We start from the raw sequence: 17,890 nt of genomic DNA, 5'->3' as shown, positions 1-17,890 counted from the left end.
GATGCCTATGTTTGAGGGTATTTTTGTTCCTCATGTAACGCCCTTTGATGATAGAGAAGAGATAAATGAGGAGATACTGAGAGAACTCGTTCACTATTTTGCAGATGCAAAGCTTAATGGACTGGTAACTTTGGGAAGTAATGGTGAATTTCCCTATCTTAGCTTTGAAGAGAAATTAAGGATTTTGAAGATTGTCAGAGAGGAGTCTCTTCTTCCTGTTATAGCCGGGGTTGCTGAGAATTCAACGAGGGAGACTATTCAGCTTGCAAAGGAAGCTTGGGATATTGGCGTTGATGCAGTTCTAATTGCCCCGCCCTATTACTTTAAGCCCAATAAACGCGAACTTTTGGCTCATTATTCAAGGATAGCTTATGAGGTAGATATCCCCATTTTGCTTTATAATGTTCCAAAGTTCACTACGATTAATATCGATCTTGATACGATTGAAGAACTTGTGGAGGAACATTCAAATATTGTGGGAATAAAAGACTCCAGTGGATCAATAGGTAGAATAGCCGAACTTATAAGAAGAGTGGGAGACAAAATAAACATTTTGGCTGGAACAGCAGATGTAATGTATCCTTCATGGCTTTTGGGAGCACATGGGGCTGTTGTTGCTGTAGCCAATGTCGCTCCAAGGCTTTGTGTGGAACTGTATAATGCATTTCTTGAGAAAAAGTATGAAAGAGCTAGGAAACTGCAACTTATGGTAAACTATCTCAATGAGGTTATTGTGAAGAAGTATAACCAGATAAGTGCTATAAAAGAAGCTATGAGAATGTGTGGGCTTGAAGTGGGCTATCCCAGAATGCCTGCTCTTCCCTTGGATGAGGAGGCTTTAGAAGATATAGAGCAGGTCCTGTTGGATATTGGTCTCATTTAGTACACAATTCTGTGAACAACTTATGGTTTAAAAAAGAATTAAAAACCAGTTCCCGTACCCATTTTAGGTGAGAGAAAATGTGTTTGGCAATACCTGCTAAGGTTATTGAAATTAAGGATAACGTTGCTATAGTGGATTTTGGAGGAGTTAAAAGAGAAGCGAGAATAGACTTCGTAAAAGATGTCAAAGTGGGAGATTATGTTATAGTCCACACTGGGTTTGCTATTGAAAAGCTTGATGAGAAGACCGCCCTTGAGAGCATTAAAGCTTGGGAAGAAGTTATGAAGGCCATGGAGGAATGAACATGGAGCTCTCAATATTCCAAGATAGGGAATTAGCTCAAAAAATATTGATGGGCATAAAGAAAGAGGCTGAAAAAATAGGAAGAGAAGTAAAACTTATGCACGTTTGTGGAACTCATGAGGATACAGTTACTAGAAATGGAATAAGGTCTCTTCTCCCGGAAAACGTTAAAATAATGAGTGGCCCAGGGTGTCCTGTTTGTATCACACCTGCAGAAGATATAGCTACAATGATGGAGATAGTGCGTAAGGCGAAGGAAGAGGGTGAGGAGATTATCCTGACGACCTTTGGTGACATGTATAAGATCCCGACTGCAATTGGTAGCTTTGCAGATTTAAAAAGTGAAGGTTTTGATGTTAGGGTTGTTTACTCAATATACGATTCTTATAAGATTGCTCTTAAAGAGAGTAATAAACTTGTTGTTCACTTCTCTCCAGGTTTTGAAACCACAACAGCTCCAGCGGCAGGAATATTAAACGAAGTCATTGAAAAGGAGATTGAGAATTTTAAAATATATTCTGTTCACCGACTAACTCCCCCTGCAGTGGAGGCACTAATAAAGCAGGGGACAGTCTTCGACGGATTAGTTGATCCTGGACATGTCTCCACCATCATAGGAGTTAAGGGATGGGAATACATAACAAAGGAATACGGTGTTCCGCAAGTTGTGGCAGGTTTTGAACCGGTAGATTTCCTTATGGGTGTGTTCATGCTTCTAAGGATTATACGGAAAGGGGAAGCTAAGATAGAAAACCAGTATACAAGGGTTGTTAAATATGAGGGAAATGTGAAAGCTCAGAAGACTATAGAAGCTATTTTTGAGACTGTAGATGCAAAATGGAGGGCCCTGGGAGTAATACCCAATAGTGGCTTGGAACTTAAAAAGGAATACAAAGACTACGAAATAAGGAGTCTCTTCAAGATTAGGCCTCCAGAGCTTCCCGATTTAGAAAAAGGCTGTATATGTGGGGCAATACTGAGGGGTCTAGCCTTGCCTACTCAGTGTCCTCTATTTGGAAAAACATGCACTCCGAGGAATCCCGTTGGTCCATGTATGGTATCTTATGAGGGCACATGTCAGATATTTTACAAATATGGTGCACTCTTCTAATTTTAATTTTTATTCTATCACTGGGAATTCCTTCTTTAATATCGCCCATTGGTTTTTATTCCATGCCTCTGGAGAAATTACCAGGAGAACTATTGAATTCGTTAGAACAGCGTAATCTTTAATGCTGGAGAGAAACTTAAAGATCCTCTCAAAGTTGTTCTCAAGAGCGAGGTATTCCAATCCCTCTATCAGTACTACTTTTGGAATATTGTCCTTTTTGAGAAAGTCTACTATCAAATGTCCTAGGTACTCAAGGTTTGTAGGCCATATGCACTGTTCACATTCTACTTTTGTAAGCCACATTATAGGGGTTTCCTTAACTCCAAAAAATGTTTTCACTTTGTCAGGTGAGGTTCGGGAAATAATGAATCCAGGACGCTTTTGTAGGATACTTAGGAAAATTTCCTTCTCTTTTCCGGGAATTACAATATAAGAGCCTGAAGTTAAACTAGCATCTAGGCTGTCTGAGTCTTTTAGAGATCTCTCTTTGATAACCCCTATTGCATACCTACTCACAAGTGCTCCAAAAAGTGATGCAAATGCATAAAGAAACAACAGTTGGAATATTACCCATATGTTGTCTGCAATCCATTCCGACTTTTTTATAAATTCTTCTGTGAAGTAATCTGAAAAATATGCTGGAGCATAGAAGCACTCTGCGATAAACCATACCACCGTGGCAAGAAGCAAAGCATCATAAAACTTTCCTGCACCCATATATCGCTCCTTAAATGGTTTCCTGAACTTGAGAGCTAGGGCTATTGTTATTATATTGATTAGGAGAGTGATACTTTCATTAAACTCTTCACTTGAGAGGATTTCAACAATCCCCATTATATCCACTTTTTCTAAGTGTGCAACGCGTGTTAATAAATTTTTTGATCAAAAGAACAAGAATCGGGTAACTACAAAAGGAATAAAGACAAATATTCGCTGATTTTCTTAAACTTTGAAGTGAATACAAAGGCTCGGAGGGTGTTCACGTCATCATTCTTCAGCATGCTTGCTAATCGTCATTGCCTGAAATAGCTACGTTTTTTCTTTTTTAAAGCTATCTCTCAAATATGAAGAGTAATTCTACAATAAGAAAAATTTTTATGCTCGGAAAACAAATATTTTTGACCTACTTTGGAAGGTGATGGTTATGATAAAGGCATCTAAACGGGCTATGGGCATTGAGTATGCCATTAGAGACGTCGTTCTTCCGGCAAGAGAACTTGAAAAACAAGGTGTTAAAATTATCAAACTGAATATAGGGGACCCAGTAAAGTTTGATTTTCAACCACCAGAGCATATGAAAAAAGCCTATTGTGAGGCCATAATGGAAGGTCACAACTATTATGGGGACAGTGAGGGGGACAAAGACCTTAGAGCAGCCATAGTTGAAAGGGAAAAGAAAAAGAATGGGGTTGATATAACACCAGAGGACGTTCAGGTTACGGCAGCTGTTACTGAAGCTTTGCAATTTATCTTTGGGGCCCTGATAGATGGAGGGGAAGAGATACTTATCCCCGGTCCAAGTTATCCGCCTTACGTGGCTTTGGTACACTTTTATGGTGGAGTCCCAGTGGCCTATAGGACAATTGAGGAAGAGGGGTGGCAGCCGGATATTGATGACATGAGGAAAAAAATAAGCGACAAGACAAGGGCTATAGCAGTCATAAATCCAAACAACCCAACTGGTGCATTATATGAGAAGAAAACTCTTCAGGAAATAATTGATCTCGCTGGAGAATATGACATACCAATAATAAGCGATGAGATCTACGATCTTATGACATACGAAGGAAAACACGTTTCTCCAGCTTCTCTAACTAAAGATGTACCTGTGATAATAATGAATGGCCTTTCAAAGGTTTATTTCGCTACAGGTTGGCGTTTAGGATACATGTGTTTCGTTGATCCAGAAAACAAGCTTGCTGAAGTAAGAGAAGCCATTGGAAAACTGGCGAGGATTAGACTCTGTCCAAACACTCCTGCCCAAAAAGCTGCTATAGCAGGTCTTACAGGCCCAATGGATTATTTGGATGAGTACATGGCAAAGCTTAAGGAGAGGAGAGATTACATATACAAGCGCCTAAATGAAATACCTGGAATAAGCACCCAAAAACCGGAAGGAGCTTTCTATATCTTCCCCAAGATTGAGGATGGCCCATGGAAGAACGACAAGGAATTTGTACTTGATGTTCTCCATAATGCCCATGTGCTATTTGTCCACGGGTCTGGATTTGGAGAAGGAGGAGAAATGCACTTCCGTTCAATATTCCTTGCACCAGTGCCTATTCTGGAAGAGGCTATGGACAACTTGGAGAAGTTCATGAAGGAAAGACTTGGTTAGTTTTTCTTCTTTTTTTGGTAGGAAAGAGTATTGAGTTCTTCAAGGCTTTCTAAGACCTTTTTGTTTCCTCCTCTCAATGATCACAGTGACGGTCATTCTCAGAAGAGATATGTTGTTAGAAGTTGCAATTGAAACCTCTAAGCACGATCTTAATCGACATTTGAGCTTCACCTTCACGGACATGGCAAAGGGTTCTTTATCAGGCTCAATATAGAACAAAAGCTCCCGTTCAAGTTTACAAAGATTGGAAGATGGTGGCACAGGGATGAAAAAAATAGAGTTGTTGCTTTGAACGAGCGAGAGAAAAAAGCTCTGTTCGTCGAGGTCAAGTGGAAAAGTCTTAGTGAGAGAGTATGCGAAGGGTCTTGGAGGTTTTCTTATCCACTCGTAAGTGCTTCTTTTGTGTGAAGTATATTGGAACCACTCATTATCATCCTTCGGTGCTCACTTTTAGAGTGTTTGCATTTCCTCCCCTTTCGGAAGGAATCTTCTCCAAATGATAAAAGGTTAAGTCTCAACCTCCAGAAACGACTGGAATAACTTCAACATAATCCTCATCTTTAACAGGATCATCTTCTAAAGCTACTTTCCCATTCACCTTTGCTATTGCACTTTCTGTGTTGAATCCAACTGCTCTAAGCACATCTTTAACTTTCATACCCTTCTGATACTCTACCTCTCTCTCGATTTTTCTTCCAATGACCTTGACCTTAATCATAAGACCTCACCTGAGGAGCATTTTATTTGACATTTTTAACTTTGTCGAAAATTTCTTTAAATTGATTATTGAGATTCTACTGTCGATGATGGGCGTGGCCCGGCACTGAAAGATGATGAGGGCCATCACACCTGAGACAGAACTCATTTTATTTTTCTTGTATAACAACAAAGAATTCTTCTGGCGGACCGGCCGGGATTCGAACCCGGGACCCTCGGCTTAGGAGGCCGATGCCCTATCCTGGCTAGGCTACCGGTCCACTCCCGTTTCCTATCCGTTCTTTCTCGCTTATAAATTTTGTGTTAAACTATTCTATTTAACAAAAATCCAAGGGTATTTAAAGTATTTTTCAAATTCTCTTTGGTGTAGAGGAATGGTGGATGAGCTCGATAGGAAGATAATCTCGATCCTTCAGAAAGACGCTAGACTTTCTTATAGAGAGATAGCCAAGAAATTGGGAATTGCAGTTGGAACAGTTTATAACAGGCTTAAAAAGCTGGAAGAAGAGAAAGTGATCTTGGGCTTTACCCCAAAACTTGATTACAGTAAGTTGGGTTATGATCTGACAACCATTATTGGAGTTAGGGCCCAAGGGAAGAGGATAATTGAGATCGAACGAGAGATATCTAAAGATCCCCATGTGGCATGTGTATATGACGTAACTGGAGAGTATGACATAATTGTAATTGCAAAATTTAGGGGACGAGAAGATATGAATAAATTTGTGAAGAAACTTCTCAGGATAGATGGGGTGGAAAAAACTTACACACATGTTGCTATGGAAGTGGTGAAGGAGGATTTCACATTAGAGGTTTAGAAAAGTGTCTATGAAGCGTTTGGCGAGACTTTGAACGCTCTCTGCGGGAAGTTTTACCTTTTTTCCGTTTACAGTACCTTCAAATATCAGGGGAGTGGGGTTTAGAGTTTTGATGGCTTCAAATTCTGCATGTTCTTTGAGAGTCTCTTTGAGGACTCTCTTGTACTCTTCCAGTGATACTATTTTTATAATGCCCTGAATCTCTATGGTTTCTCCACATTCTTCAATTGGGCAAATAAATCTAAATTCCTTGTTTAACTCCGTTTCCACCATTATACTTTTACCCATAACGTTGTATATCATGAATCTATCTTCTGTTTGAATATTCTCAACTTCCATTGGGGGGCCTCCAAAAGTAATAAAAATTAAAATTAAAGTTGAATCATAACATCCACAGGGATATTATATTCCTCATTTATTCTTTCAACGACGGTACCAACGCTTATCAGGAAGAACATTCCTACCGGGGTAGCATTGGCCTGTTTACACATTTCTAACAATGCCTTTTGGGTTTCTCCACTTCTTACCACATCATCGACTATGAGCACATTTTCTCCTTTTTTAATAGCCCAGTAGGGCAGATAAAGTGTCATAACACTACCAGAAGAACTTGATACATAATTCACCTCATAGAACTTCTCCACACCAACCTCTCTCTTCTTTTTAGCATAAACTACATCGACACCAAGTTCATTTCCGATGTGGATTGCCAAAGGAATACCATCTGTGGCAGCCGTTAATATCTTGTCTATCTTCACTTCCCTATATTTTGAGGCAATGGTCTCGGCAATGAGGCTCATTAAGTCACTATCACTAAGAATTTTCAAATTGTCAAATAGTCCATGCTTATCAAATATTATTCTCCGCCTAACTTCTTCTTCTAGGTTTAGGTAAGGTGAGAGTACCTCTATTAACTCCTTAGTTCTCTGGGTACTTGGAAGAACTTTCCCTCTCACGTATCTGTTTAGCACTGTGATTGGAAGGCCTGTAATCCTTGATAACTCTTCATAGGTGTAATTCTTCTTCAAAAGCCTTAAAATCCTGATAACTCGAAGTTTTTCCTTGACAGCTTCTATTTGACTCAAGCTCCCACCTCCTGTTGGTAGATAATATTGACAGAAAAATGTATAAATATGTTTCGGTTGGCCTTCAAATTGTAAGATTTTCTGGTTTGTAGTGCGTGTTTAAGATTCCCAGTTTATGCTGGTATTCTCTAATAACGTCTCCAAAGTATCTGAGGGCAAGCTCGAGTGTGATAGGTTCGCCCTCGGGGTGATTAATTCCCTTACAGAAAGAATCTTCTTTGAGGTATACTTCGAGGGCTAGACCATGTCTAACTAAGATAAAAGGATAGAGTTTACATGCAAGTGGTCTATGGGAGTATATCTTGCACTTACCATCTTCCTGAAGGAAAGGGCAAGCGTCGTCAAATGGTCTCTTTTTTAGACCATATCCTAAAAATTTGTTCCCACGATAGAACATTTTCTCATAATCAACGAATTCCCATGCGTTGTATCCAAGATCCTCTATTTTGGCAATGTCCTCATTCCTTAAGGGTATGTCTAACTCAATGCAGCATCTACCACATCCTGGTAAACACTTAAATTTAAAAGAAGGGTCATTTTCAATTCGAAGGCTATCCAGGTGTATTGTGGCTACCCACCTTTTCTCCACCTTTTTATCACCTCAGCTCCCATAGGAGCTTGCTATTAACGTCTCAGTCATCTCTATCTCCCTTATTTTCCTCAAAACTGTGTCATGAAATTCATCGAGGGCCTTGATATTGTCCACTTCAACGCGGAGTATAATATCATATTCTCCATAAACCTTGTATATCTCCTTAACTTGGGATACTCCATTCAGTTTGTCATATACCAGATCTTCATTTCCGGGCTTAACAATAATCAACACAAAGGCCTCTATCATAGACCAAACCCTCCAACATTAAACTTCCTGGCCATCTTGGCCAATTTTCTTTTATCCATACCCTTAAAGAATTTTTTCATTTGATTGTATTGGTTGAGTAGCTCTCTTACGTCTTTTGGTGTTGTACCTGAGCCACGGGCTATTCTCTTTATCCGTGAATAGTTTATTATTTCGGGATTTTCAAGTTCTTCCTCAGTCATTGAGTCCATAATAACTTTGAACTTCTTTAACCTAGCTTCACTGACTTTTATCATTTCATCAGGGATGGAATACCCCATTCCAGGGATCATCTTCAATATTTGCTGAAGGGGCCCCATTTTACTCATGGCTTCGAGTTGGGCGTACATATCCTTGAGGTTGAATTTTCCTCTAAGGAACTTTTCCACATCCTCCTCTTTGAATTCTACTTCCTTGCTCAGTTCTTCGAACTTTTCTAGCAACCCTTGGATATCTCCAAGCCCGAGGAGCCTCGATACAAATCTTTTCGGGTCAAATGATTCAAGATCATCTATTTTCTCTCCTACACCAATGAATTTTATTGGAGCGCCAGTAGCGACTACTGCGGATAAAGCTCCTCCTCCTTTTGCAGAACCATCAAGTTTGGTAACAATAATTGACCCAATGGGGGTTGCCTCTTTGAAGGCTAAAGCCTGGTTATATGCCTGTTGTCCGATGGTACCATCTATTACCAGGATGACTTCATGTGGATTTATTGTATTGCTTATCTGTCTCATTTCTTCAATTAGACCTTTCTCTTCTTTGTGTCTTCCAGCGGAGTCAACTATTATCACGTCTGCTCCTTTCTTCCTGAAATACTCAACACCCTCTTTTGCGAGTTTTATTGCATCTTTTTCCTCTGGATTTCCAAAGACTTCGATACCATGAGGTTCTACAAGCTGTTTAAGCTGGTGATACGCACCAGGACGCCATGTGTCTGAACACACAACTCCAACTTTGTAACCATGTTTTTGAAAATAGCGGGCCAGTTTTGCAACGCTCGTAGTTTTTCCAGAACCTTGGATACCCACTGTTAAAAGTATAGTGGGCTTTGCTTTGATTTCAATTGGCTTAGCCTCTTTTCCTAGAAAGTTTGTAAGTTCTTCATACACTATCTTTATTATATGTTCTTTTTTGGAGACCCCAGCAGGAGGTTTCTCTTCTAGGGCCCTTTTTTCTATTTTTTTGGTTAACTCAAGAACAAGACGAACATTAACATCACTCGTGATTAAAGCTCTCTGAATATCTCTAACAACATCTCTCACAAGGGCTTCATCAACCGTGCTTGCACGTGCAAGCTTTCTTAGGGCATTATTTAATGACTGTCCCAGTTTATCTAGCACCATTTTTTCCACCATACATAAAGGCGTTTGTAGGTTTGTGACCTACCTCGTTCTGAAGGAGGAGGTTTTGTGAGAGTTCACTGGGATTACCCTCACTCTCACTGGCCGGGTCACGCGGCCACTACCGGCTATCCTCCCAACGGAGGAATCGCCGGCTACTTTTGTAATATGTGATCGGGCTAAAGCTTGTCCAAGCCCTCATGGTCTTGTAGTAGCCTGAATATTGTCTAACGGTTGATATTTAACTTTTTCGGTGTCTACCTTTGGGTGTTTGTATCCCCGCCCAAGGCCAAGGTTTTCGAAAGATAAGTCCGCACATGGATGGTTGAAGATTAAAATGGGCTTGGATGAGGTAGAAAGTGGAGTAGGTTTTGAGAGTTTATGAGTATCTGTTTGTGAGGGAGTTGGAAAAAAGAAAAAGAAGCCCCTTAATTGAGGAACTCTCATGTATTAATCTTTTATGCTAATTTTATTCCTTTTGTTTCTTCTCCAAGGATAAAGACGTCAAAAGCGCCTATTATTGATACAATTGCTATTGCCAGCACCGCTACTCCAACTGTGGATGTTTCCATGATTCTTCCTGCTAGTATTGGAGCTAATCCACCACCAATTCTGGCCATTGCACCGGCCCAACCAGCTCCGCTTCCCCTAACTTCTGTGGGATAAAGCTCGGGAGTGTATGCATATATGGCTCCCCATGCTCCTAGGTTGAAGAAACTGAAGAGCACGGCACTAGTGAGGATCATTGATACATTTCCAGAACTTGCATAGTTGTAAAACATTACTCCCGCGAGCCCTGAGAGAAGTAGATATCCTGAAAGGGTTTTTCTTCTTCCAATTTTTTCTAATAGATAAGCGGCGCTCCAATAACCAGGAAGTTGGGCTATAGCAGTTATTATAAAGTATTGGAAGCTTTTAAACACTGTTATTTTAAGAGTAGCCGCTAAGAACTTTGGAAGCCATACAAAAAATCCGTAATAGGCAAAAGCAATGCTAAACCATGCAATTGATAACATTAATGTGATTTTTCCATATCTCTGCCAGAGCTCTAGAACAGTAACTTTTGTTCTTATTTTCTGTGGTTGCTCCAATTTTGCTTTAACTCCAAATATTCTTTCTAGTATTTTTTCAGCATCTCTGGTTTTCCCCTTCAAAGCCAAGAACCTTGGGGATTCTGGAAGCCACAGTACTAAGGGTAATAGTGCCAAGACTGAGCCCCCAAAGAGGAGTATGCTTCTCCAGCTGGCCTTTAAGATTATTGCAACTATTCCTATTATTATTGTACCGATTGCCCAAAAGCTTTCGAGAACTGAAATCATTGCTCCTCTGATTTTTGTAGGCATGAATTCTGCAAAGTACGAGCTCGCTACGGGAAGGGCCCCTCCAAGGCCCAAACCTACGATAAACCTGAGACCAATAAGCTGGTCCAATGTACCTGCAAAGCTGCTTGCAATACTACCAAGGCCAAAAAGGCTAATTGCAAGTCCCAAGGCTTTCTTTCTTCCGAGATAGTCTGATAGTGTTCCAAATGACCATGCCCCAACTAACATTCCCCAGAGTGCCGCAGAACCCATTGCACCAAGCTTGCTTAGACTCGCTTGGAAGGCAGGTTCTTTACTTATAAGAGGGATCACAAAACTCACTGAGAGCGTGTTTATCGCTATAAAAGCCCATACGGTCCCGAGTATGCCTAAAAGTAAATAATGGAACCTTCCGAATTTTGCTTTATCTATGGCCTCCACTTCACTCACCGAACATCTGTTCGGTAAACACTTTTTAAATTTATTTTAAATTTTGAAGTAGGTGAGAGCATGAGAATTCATTATGAATGTTTCATGTGTATTGCTGATCAGTGCCAGAGAATTATTGAAATGTCAACAGACGACTTGGAAAAAAGGAAAAAAGCAGCAGTTTTCGCAGCAAAACTCATGAGTAAACTTAAGGAAGATTCAATCTCAGGAATAGTTGCTAGTGAAATATTTTCTGAGCTCTATAAGTTTCTTGGGGTTGAAGACCCATTTAAGGAATATAAAGAGCGCTCAAATGAGCTTGCGAAAAAAGTTTTAGGTAGTATTGAAAAAAATTTAGACGTTGATCTTAAGACTGCCCTTAAGCTTTCAATAGTTGGAAACATCATTGATTTTGCAGTAGGATATTCTCTAGAAAAGATAGAAGGGGACATTATCCAGCTAATTAATGAAGACCTATATATTGACAATTCAAAGGAGCTTTTTGACAGACTTAAGAATGCAAAGACACTTCTTTACCTCACCGATAATTGTGGAGAGATATATTTCGACAAGCTCTTTTTGAAAAAAATACGTGAAGAATTTCCTGATATTAAGGTATATATTGCTGGAAAAGAGCAACCTGCTATTAACGATGCCACTGTAGAAGACCTAAGAAATGCAGGCCTTCAGGAAGTTGGAGAAATAGTGTCCACAGGTTTTGGAATTGTAGGGGTTCCGTTTGACAGAATTTCTGGGAAATTTAAAGAGATCTTTGAAAGTGCCGACATAATTATAGCAAAAGGCCAGGCGAACTTTGAGACATTAAACGAGCTCGGCGATAATAGAATATTTCATCTGTTGAAGGCAAAGTGTAGGCCGATTGCAAGAGAGTTAGGGGTTCCACAGGGGGCCATCCTATGTATATAGACATTTGACGATATTAATATTGACAAGCATCGATTAGAAAGCCTTTTATACCGTGGAGTTGTATAATATAATGGTGATACCTATGCCAACTATGATTAAAAAGGATTTGAAAAAGTTTATGAAGGAATTAAAACTTCATTATGACGATGTCTGGCGTGTTCCTTCTAGTGAGTACCTTAAGCAACCGGATTTCGTTGTAGTTGACCCCAAGACGGGCAAAAAAATAAAAGTTAGTTTTGTGTCATTAGATGATGGAGAAGTTGTCAGTGTAGTGTATGATGACCTTAGCTAATTTCGTTTTTTGACGTATTTTTTTGCGACACTTATTTTATATACATAAAATTGTGAAAAGCGTTAAATATTCCTTTGTCCAATTTTTCTTGATGATGAGACATGGAAGAGGATATTATCAACACCATTTTTGATCTAGTCGAGATAATTGCAGATCCAAAAGTTAGGGCAATTACTTATGCACGTATTGGCTTGGAACTTTTTAGGATAGAAGATCCTAGGTATGTAACGGCATTTAGAAAATCTTTTGAAGCTGCAGAGCTTGTTGAAGACATGCGTGAGCTGGCTGATCTTCTTATAAACATTGGAATATACATAGGCGAGACAAACAAGAATTCGGCGATTAGGGTTTTTAGACACGTTGTGGAACTTGTTGATAGCTTGCCTTTCCAAGACAGGGACAAAGCATTGGAGAAAATGATAAGGTCGATGTTAAAACTTGGGATCACCGAATATGCACTCCCATATGCACTGCTGATTGAGGACAGTAAAATAAGGAATGAGATGCTTTTCACAATCCTCAAGAAATATCTCTCCGAGGGAGACCTGAAAAATGCTATTCAGGTTTCAAAGGAGCTTCTTGAAGAGCCTTGGAGCTCTAAAGCAAAAGCGGAGATCTTAAAGTTCCATATTGATAAGGGTGAAATTGAAAATGCATTGGAAATTTTCAATACTATCGAAGAGGACAGGGCAAAGCTACTCATAGAGATTGCTGGAGAGCTTATGAAGTACCCTGAGTATCTATCTAAGTTTCTCAACTCATTGGGAGGGGATGAGCTAAAAGAAGTCTCCAAGAATTTGTTGAGTATTTTAATTGATTCTCCAAGAAGGGAATACATAGACCTAGTAGAGGAGATTGCAGGGAAAGTGGCCGATGAGGCCATTAAAGTGAAGACTGTGGCTTTCTTGAATAGAGTCGGGGAGATGGAAAAGGCCTTAAAATATGCGAAAGAGATAAAAGATGACTATCTACGGTCTTTAGCCTTTGGAGAGGTAGCAATAGCCTACCTTAAACAGCAAGACCTAGACAGAGCTATAGAAGTTGTAATGAATGTTAAAGACCCCAGGTGGAACTCGCGGCTTCTGGGAGAGATACTTGTTAGGGTATTCAAATTGGCAGCAGAAGAGAGTTTGGAAGAAGAGCATTAGCTTTAAATTCTCTTCTTTTAACTATCTTTGGTGATGTTCTGATGGTAAGAATAGCCATAATCGGTGGATCAGGAGTATATGACCCAAAACTTCTTGAAAATTTGAGAGAAGAGATTGTGAAGACTCCTTATGGGGATATTAAAGTCAAGATTGGGACGTATAAAGGAGAGGAAGTAGCATTTTTGGCAAGACATGGAGAAAAACACAGTGTCCCTCCCCACAAGATAAACTACCGGGCTAACATATGGGGGTTGCATAAGCTTGGTGTTGAGAGAATACTATCAACTTCGGCAGTGGGTTCATTAAATGAGGCTATGAAACCTGGGGATTTTGTAATACTAGATCAGCTGATAGATTTTACCAAGAATAGGACGTACACGTTCTATGATGGCGAAGATGCACCTCATGGAAGGAAATTTGTGGCTCATGTTGATTTCACAGACCCTTACTGTCCAGAGCTTAGGGACTCTTTAATTAGGGCTGCAAGAGAGCTTGGCTTCAGCTACCATCCAAGGGGAACTTATGCTGCAATGGAAGGCCCAAGGTTTGAAACAAGGGCTGAAATTAGGGCCTTGAGAATATTGGGTGCAGATGTTGTAGGGATGACACAGTCACCTGAAGCTATCTTAGCTAGAGAACTAGAAATGTGCTATGCTAGCGTTGCTATAGTGACTAACTACGCCGCAGGGATAAGCAAAACTAAGCTTACTCATTCAGAAGTTGTTGAACTTATGCAGCAGAAAAGTGAGGAGATTAAGCTTCTTCTCATGAGGGCCGTTGAGTATATTCCAAAGATTAGGAGATGTACGTGCAAAGATGCTTTAAAAGGTGCTACTGGAGAGTGATCTTACTTTCATTCATTTTTATGTTTTAGTGTCACTACCACCAACCTTCAGAGTTTATTCCTTCTCCGAGGACTAAATGTGTAACTGTTTCTCTAATTTCTGGGCAGATCTCTCTAATTTTCTTTAGGAAAGGTGTAATCTCCTCAACATCTCGAAAATATGCTTCGATTATGGCATCTTTTTCTCCAGAGATGATATATATTTTTGAAATATGGGGGTAATTCTGTAATCTCTCAACTATTTTTGAGCTAGCACTATACTCTACCTTCAGTTCTATTAATGTCTTTACTGGATATCCCAACTTTTTGGGGTCCACATCTATAGTGTATTTCCGTATAACTCCTGCATTGCGCAAAGCTTGCACTCGGTTGTAACATGCTACTGGACTTATCCCGAGTTTCTCACTTATTTCTTTGTATGTAATTTTAGAATTCTTGTATAATTCTTTCAAAATTTTCAGTATGAAGGGATCTTCATTAATATCTTTCATCGGAGTTCCCTCCATGAAATTATCTTGAAAATATTATTTAAAAATTTCGAATTTTTGGTGAATATTATTCTAAAAAATGATCAAAAATGGCTTAAGTATGTAGGAATATGCGTGAAAATGAGAAAATATTAATCTAAGTAGGAACTTACTGGGGGTGGCCTCACATGAAATTTTTTGTCGCCGGAGCTGGAATGATGGGCAAAGCAATAGTAGAGGATTTAATCCAGCAAGAGGATGTCTTGGAAATCATTGTGAATGATGTCTCTAAAAGAAATTTAGAAAATATGGTGGCATGGTTAAAAAAATTAGGGGTTTTTGATGAAAAGAAAATAAAACTTCAGATGATCGATGTAACTAAAAAAGAAGAGTTTGTCAGATTTTTGAAAGATGGGGATTTTGACGTGGCTATAAACGCACTTCCTCATGAGTTTAGTGTCCTTGCACTAAAAGCATATATTGAAGCTGGAATCAGTGCAGTCGATCTTGCTTTTGAACCTGACCAAATACCACTTCATGAGTCTGCTAAAGAACGCGGGATATCGATCATACCTGGGTGTGGCGTAGCTCCAGGCCTTAGTAATATGTTAGTAGGGTATGGAGCAGCAAATCTCGATGTCATTCACAAAATCTCTATAAAAGTGGGAGGGCTACCTCAAAAACCGCTCCCTCCACTTGAATATAGAGTGGTCTTTCATCTTAACAGCGTGTGGAACGAATATATGAGACCAGCTAGGGTAATCCGTAATAGAAAATTAGAGAGAGTTCCAGCACTTTCTGGTGTAGAACCAATAGAATTTCCGGGGATCGGTGAACTGGAATGTTTCTACACAGATGGTATTTCAACACTTCCATTGACATTTAAAGATGCTTTGGAAATAGAAGAAAAAACGATTAGGTATCCGGGACATGCTCAAAAGATAAAGGCCTTGATAGAATGTGGCCTTCTTGATACCACTCCTATTGAAATAGAAGGGGTTAAAATTACTCCTAGGAGCTTTTTAACAAAGCTTCTAACTCCAAAACTTATGTTGGGAGACGAAAAAGATCTTACTGTAATGCGTGTTGAAGTCTCTGGACTTAAGGGAGAAAAGGAACTCCAGTACGTGTTTGATTTAATTGACTATTATGACGAAAACAAGAATCTCACATCCATGGCAAGGACAACTGGATACACAGGGGCTATTGTAGCTTACTTGATGGCTAAGGGAGAAATAAAAGAAAGGGGTGTAATTCCTCCTGAAAAATTGGGCATGAATAAGCTTCTTTTCGAAAGAATATTGTCAGAGCTAGAAAAAAGAGAGATACACATCAAGGAGACTTCTATTGTTATTAAAGACATATCATAAGCTTTTGGGATGGATGTTTAGGCCAAATATTCAGGTGAATTACAAATTTGAGAACTCAGAGGAGGTGATAAGGAGAGATTAGGGAATAATGGATGTTTGAAGAATACTTTCCCCATGTATAAAGAGCGAATTAAAGTTGAATCTTGTTTGAGAAGATTTGGATTAATATGGAGGGTGAAAGATGTTTGAAGGTGGATATGGGGCGTTGTCGTTACTTCCTGTGGTGATAGCTCTAGCGTTAGCTTTCTTCACAAAAGATGCGATCTTCTCATTATTTATGGGAGTATTAGTGGGAGTTGTAATGCTTGGGTTCGAGCCAACTTGGCTGGGGCCGGCTAGAGGTCTGTCTTTGTTATTCCAAGAGGCACTAGGAAATGCAAGTTTCATTTGGGTAGCATCTATTGAAGTTTTCATTGGTATACTAATAGCATTCTTCTTGAAGGCGGGAGTTACTAGTGAATTTGCAAGAGTTGTTTCTACTAAAATTAAAACTCGACGTCAAGCTCAGGTAATGGGATGGCTCTTAGGCATCTTCATATTCTTCAGTGACTATTTCAGCCCACTCTTTACTGGAACTGTTATGAGACCGATAACCGACAAAGTAAAGGTCTCTAGAGAGAAGTTAGCGTATATCCTCGACTCAGGTAGTGCCCCAGTAATTGTGCTAGTGCCATTTACTGGATGGGCAGTATACATCTCTGGACTATTAGCCAAGCAAGGAGGACCAATTACAACTAGTGAAGAGGCCATTCAGGCGTTTGTCCACTCAATCCCCTACAACTTCTATGCAATAGTTACAGTAATCATGGTAGGCCTTATAGCTAGCGGGATCATACCAGACTTTGGTCCAATGAAGAAAGCTGAGGAGAGAGCGATGAAGACAGGAAAAGTTCTGAGGGATGGTGCCATTCCATTGGTAGGTCAAGAATTAGAGAGAATTAAACCCAAAGAAGGCAAAAAGGCCAACATATTTTTGCATTTAGTAATTCCAGTGATGATAGTAATTGGAATAGGACTTGGTTCGTTTATTGTCCTTAAAAGTGCAAAAACGTTGGAAGCATTTATTACTGCAGTATTGTACCTTATAGTAGTGTTGTATGCGCAAGGATTCTTTGATAACATAAGAGACTTGGTGAGCACAGCTATAGATGGTATAAAAGGAGTTTTACCTGCAATTTTGATATTGGCCCTTGCCTATTCCATCAACACCGTCACAAAATCATTAGGGGCCCAAGACTATATTATTTCAGTAACTCAAAGTTGGATGACGCCCTCATTATTAGTCCTGTTAACGTTTATAGTGGCGGCGTTGATCTCATTCTTCACAGGAACTTCTTGGGGGACTTATGCTATAATGATCCCATTCGTCATCCCACTTGCGTACAATCTTACAAATAACACTCTCGGCCCATTGGTTTATGCAACAATAGCGGCCGTAGCTGGAGGAGGTGTCTTTGGAGACCATTGTTCTCCAGTTTCTGATACAACGGTTCTTTCATCCTTCGGTGCTGCTTGTGATCACATGGATCACGTAACCACTCAATTGCCCTATGCAGTGACAGCGGCAACAGTAGCAGCGGTTCTGTATATTATTGTAGGTGTGTTCATTGTTTGATTTTTCTATTTACTTTTCTGATATCAGCGGATGAGGAAAAGTGGTAAGAGTTTTTTCTTGA

At 39.7% G+C, this 17,890-nt stretch carries 22 protein-coding genes and 1 tRNA gene; 13 read left to right on the top strand and 10 right to left on the bottom strand.

All coding sequences use genetic code 11. The annotated features are described in order from the left end of the window. The first annotated feature begins 1 nt into the window (after position 1). The 3 genes from dapA (at position 2) to hypD (ending at position 2,297) form a co-directional block, all read left to right on the top strand. Entirely contained in the window at positions 2-883 is an 882-nt protein-coding gene (gene dapA, locus K1720_RS10430; RefSeq protein ID WP_251949143.1) for a 4-hydroxy-tetrahydrodipicolinate synthase, read from the top strand. A 77-nt stretch (positions 884-960) separates the two neighbouring features. Continuing rightward, entirely contained in the window at positions 961-1,185 is a 225-nt protein-coding gene (locus tag K1720_RS10425) for a HypC/HybG/HupF family hydrogenase formation chaperone (RefSeq protein ID WP_055283372.1), read from the top strand. Positions 1,186-1,187: 2 nt separating this feature from the next. Continuing rightward, positions 1,188-2,297, top strand: a complete 1,110-nt coding sequence (gene hypD / locus K1720_RS10420; protein ID WP_251949142.1) for a hydrogenase formation protein HypD — start codon at positions 1,188-1,190, stop codon at positions 2,295-2,297. A gap of 9 nt (positions 2,298-2,306) precedes the next feature. Here the strand turns inward: hypD and K1720_RS10415 are convergent, their stop codons facing one another. Further along, positions 2,307-3,131 (bottom strand): DUF835 domain-containing protein, encoded by an 825-nt coding sequence (locus tag K1720_RS10415; RefSeq protein ID WP_251950727.1) that lies wholly within the window; start codon positions 3,129-3,131, stop codon positions 2,307-2,309. A 310-nt stretch (positions 3,132-3,441) separates the two neighbouring features. On the opposite strand from K1720_RS10415, the gene K1720_RS10410 reads away from it, so the two are divergent. From K1720_RS10410 to K1720_RS10400, 3 genes are all read left to right on the top strand, one after another. After that, positions 3,442-4,635, top strand: coding sequence for a pyridoxal phosphate-dependent aminotransferase (locus tag K1720_RS10410; RefSeq protein ID WP_251949141.1), 1,194 nt, complete (start codon positions 3,442-3,444; stop codon positions 4,633-4,635). Positions 4,636-4,711: 76 nt separating this feature from the next. Beyond that, on the top strand, positions 4,712-4,849 hold the full coding sequence (locus K1720_RS10405) for a hypothetical protein (protein WP_251949140.1): 138 nt from the start codon (positions 4,712-4,714) through the stop codon (positions 4,847-4,849). Further along, positions 4,834-5,043, top strand: a complete 210-nt coding sequence (locus tag K1720_RS10400) for a DUF234 domain-containing protein (protein ID WP_341480984.1) — start codon at positions 4,834-4,836, stop codon at positions 5,041-5,043. Before K1720_RS10405 ends, K1720_RS10400 begins: the two co-directional genes overlap by 16 nt. Before the next feature lie 106 nt (positions 5,044-5,149). Here the strand turns inward: K1720_RS10400 and K1720_RS10395 are convergent, their stop codons facing one another. Beyond that, complete coding sequence (locus K1720_RS10395) at positions 5,150-5,353, bottom strand: MoaD/ThiS family protein (protein ID WP_251949139.1); 204 nt, start codon at positions 5,351-5,353, stop codon at positions 5,150-5,152. Between the two features lie 181 nt (positions 5,354-5,534). Next, positions 5,535-5,612 (bottom strand) — tRNA-Arg (locus tag K1720_RS10390). 114 nt (positions 5,613-5,726) lie between these two features. On the opposite strand from K1720_RS10390, the gene K1720_RS10385 reads away from it, so the two are divergent. Beyond that, complete coding sequence (locus K1720_RS10385) at positions 5,727-6,170, top strand: Lrp/AsnC family transcriptional regulator (RefSeq protein ID WP_251949138.1); 444 nt, start codon at positions 5,727-5,729, stop codon at positions 6,168-6,170. Here K1720_RS10385 and K1720_RS10380 read toward each other — a convergent pair. The 6 genes from K1720_RS10380 to K1720_RS10355 all read right to left on the bottom strand — a co-directional run bounded on the left by K1720_RS10380 (position 6,159) and on the right by K1720_RS10355 (position 11,187). After that, positions 6,159-6,509, bottom strand: coding sequence for a hypothetical protein (locus K1720_RS10380; RefSeq protein ID WP_251949137.1), 351 nt, complete (start codon positions 6,507-6,509; stop codon positions 6,159-6,161). The genes K1720_RS10385 and K1720_RS10380 overlap by 12 nt on opposite strands. 32 nt (positions 6,510-6,541) lie before the next feature. Further along, positions 6,542-7,255: a phosphoribosyltransferase family protein gene (locus K1720_RS10375; RefSeq protein ID WP_251949136.1), complete on the bottom strand. Its 714-nt coding sequence runs from the start codon at positions 7,253-7,255 to the stop codon at positions 6,542-6,544. Positions 7,256-7,319: 64 nt separating this feature from the next. After that, complete coding sequence (locus tag K1720_RS10370; RefSeq protein WP_251949135.1) at positions 7,320-7,844, bottom strand: YkgJ family cysteine cluster protein; 525 nt, start codon at positions 7,842-7,844, stop codon at positions 7,320-7,322. Positions 7,845-7,856: 12 nt separating this feature from the next. Then, a complete protein-coding gene (locus K1720_RS10365) occupies positions 7,857-8,096 on the bottom strand; it encodes an Lrp/AsnC family transcriptional regulator (protein WP_055283388.1) in 240 nt (79 codons plus the stop codon). After that, positions 8,093-9,439: a signal recognition particle protein Srp54 gene (locus K1720_RS10360; protein ID WP_251949134.1), complete on the bottom strand. Its 1,347-nt coding sequence runs from the start codon at positions 9,437-9,439 to the stop codon at positions 8,093-8,095. Before K1720_RS10360 ends, K1720_RS10365 begins: the two co-directional genes overlap by 4 nt. 455 nt (positions 9,440-9,894) lie before the next feature. After that, positions 9,895-11,187 carry an MFS transporter gene (locus tag K1720_RS10355; RefSeq protein WP_341480968.1) on the bottom strand — a complete coding sequence of 431 codons (1,293 nt, stop codon included), beginning with the start codon at positions 11,185-11,187 and terminating at the stop codon, positions 9,895-9,897. Positions 11,188-11,247: 60 nt separating this feature from the next. Here K1720_RS10355 and K1720_RS10350 point away from each other — a divergent pair, with 60 nt between their 5' ends. From K1720_RS10350 to mtnP, 4 genes are all read left to right on the top strand, one after another. Next, positions 11,248-12,093: a damage-control phosphatase gene (locus K1720_RS10350; RefSeq protein WP_251949133.1), complete on the top strand. Its 846-nt coding sequence runs from the start codon at positions 11,248-11,250 to the stop codon at positions 12,091-12,093. A gap of 82 nt (positions 12,094-12,175) precedes the next feature. Beyond that, positions 12,176-12,385 carry an RNA chaperone gene (locus K1720_RS10345; RefSeq protein WP_055283396.1) on the top strand — a complete coding sequence of 70 codons (210 nt, stop codon included), beginning with the start codon at positions 12,176-12,178 and terminating at the stop codon, positions 12,383-12,385. A gap of 101 nt (positions 12,386-12,486) precedes the next feature. Then, complete coding sequence (locus tag K1720_RS10340; RefSeq protein ID WP_251949132.1) at positions 12,487-13,533, top strand: hypothetical protein; 1,047 nt, start codon at positions 12,487-12,489, stop codon at positions 13,531-13,533. Positions 13,534-13,574: 41 nt separating this feature from the next. Then, positions 13,575-14,378 carry an S-methyl-5'-thioadenosine phosphorylase gene (gene mtnP, locus K1720_RS10335; protein ID WP_251949131.1) on the top strand — a complete coding sequence of 268 codons (804 nt, stop codon included), beginning with the start codon at positions 13,575-13,577 and terminating at the stop codon, positions 14,376-14,378. Positions 14,379-14,412: 34 nt separating this feature from the next. Here mtnP and K1720_RS10330 read toward each other — a convergent pair whose 3' ends face one another. Then, entirely contained in the window at positions 14,413-14,883 is a 471-nt protein-coding gene (locus tag K1720_RS10330) for an Lrp/AsnC family transcriptional regulator (protein WP_251949130.1), read from the bottom strand. 149 nt (positions 14,884-15,032) lie between these two features. Between K1720_RS10330 and K1720_RS10325 the strand changes: the two genes are divergently transcribed. Both K1720_RS10325 and K1720_RS10320 read left to right on the top strand, forming a co-directional pair. Then, positions 15,033-16,214: a saccharopine dehydrogenase family protein gene (locus K1720_RS10325; RefSeq protein WP_251949129.1), complete on the top strand. Its 1,182-nt coding sequence runs from the start codon at positions 15,033-15,035 to the stop codon at positions 16,212-16,214. Between the two features lie 181 nt (positions 16,215-16,395). Next, complete coding sequence (locus K1720_RS10320) at positions 16,396-17,829, top strand: Na+/H+ antiporter NhaC family protein (protein ID WP_251949128.1); 1,434 nt, start codon at positions 16,396-16,398, stop codon at positions 17,827-17,829. Positions 17,830-17,890: the final 61 nt, after the last annotated feature.

Origin of the sequence: Thermococcus argininiproducens, assembly GCF_023746595.1 — an archaeon.
GTDB classification, from domain to species: domain Archaea; phylum Methanobacteriota_B; class Thermococci; order Thermococcales; family Thermococcaceae; genus Thermococcus_A; species Thermococcus_A argininiproducens.
This window is presented reverse-complemented; position numbering and strand designations above follow the sequence as displayed.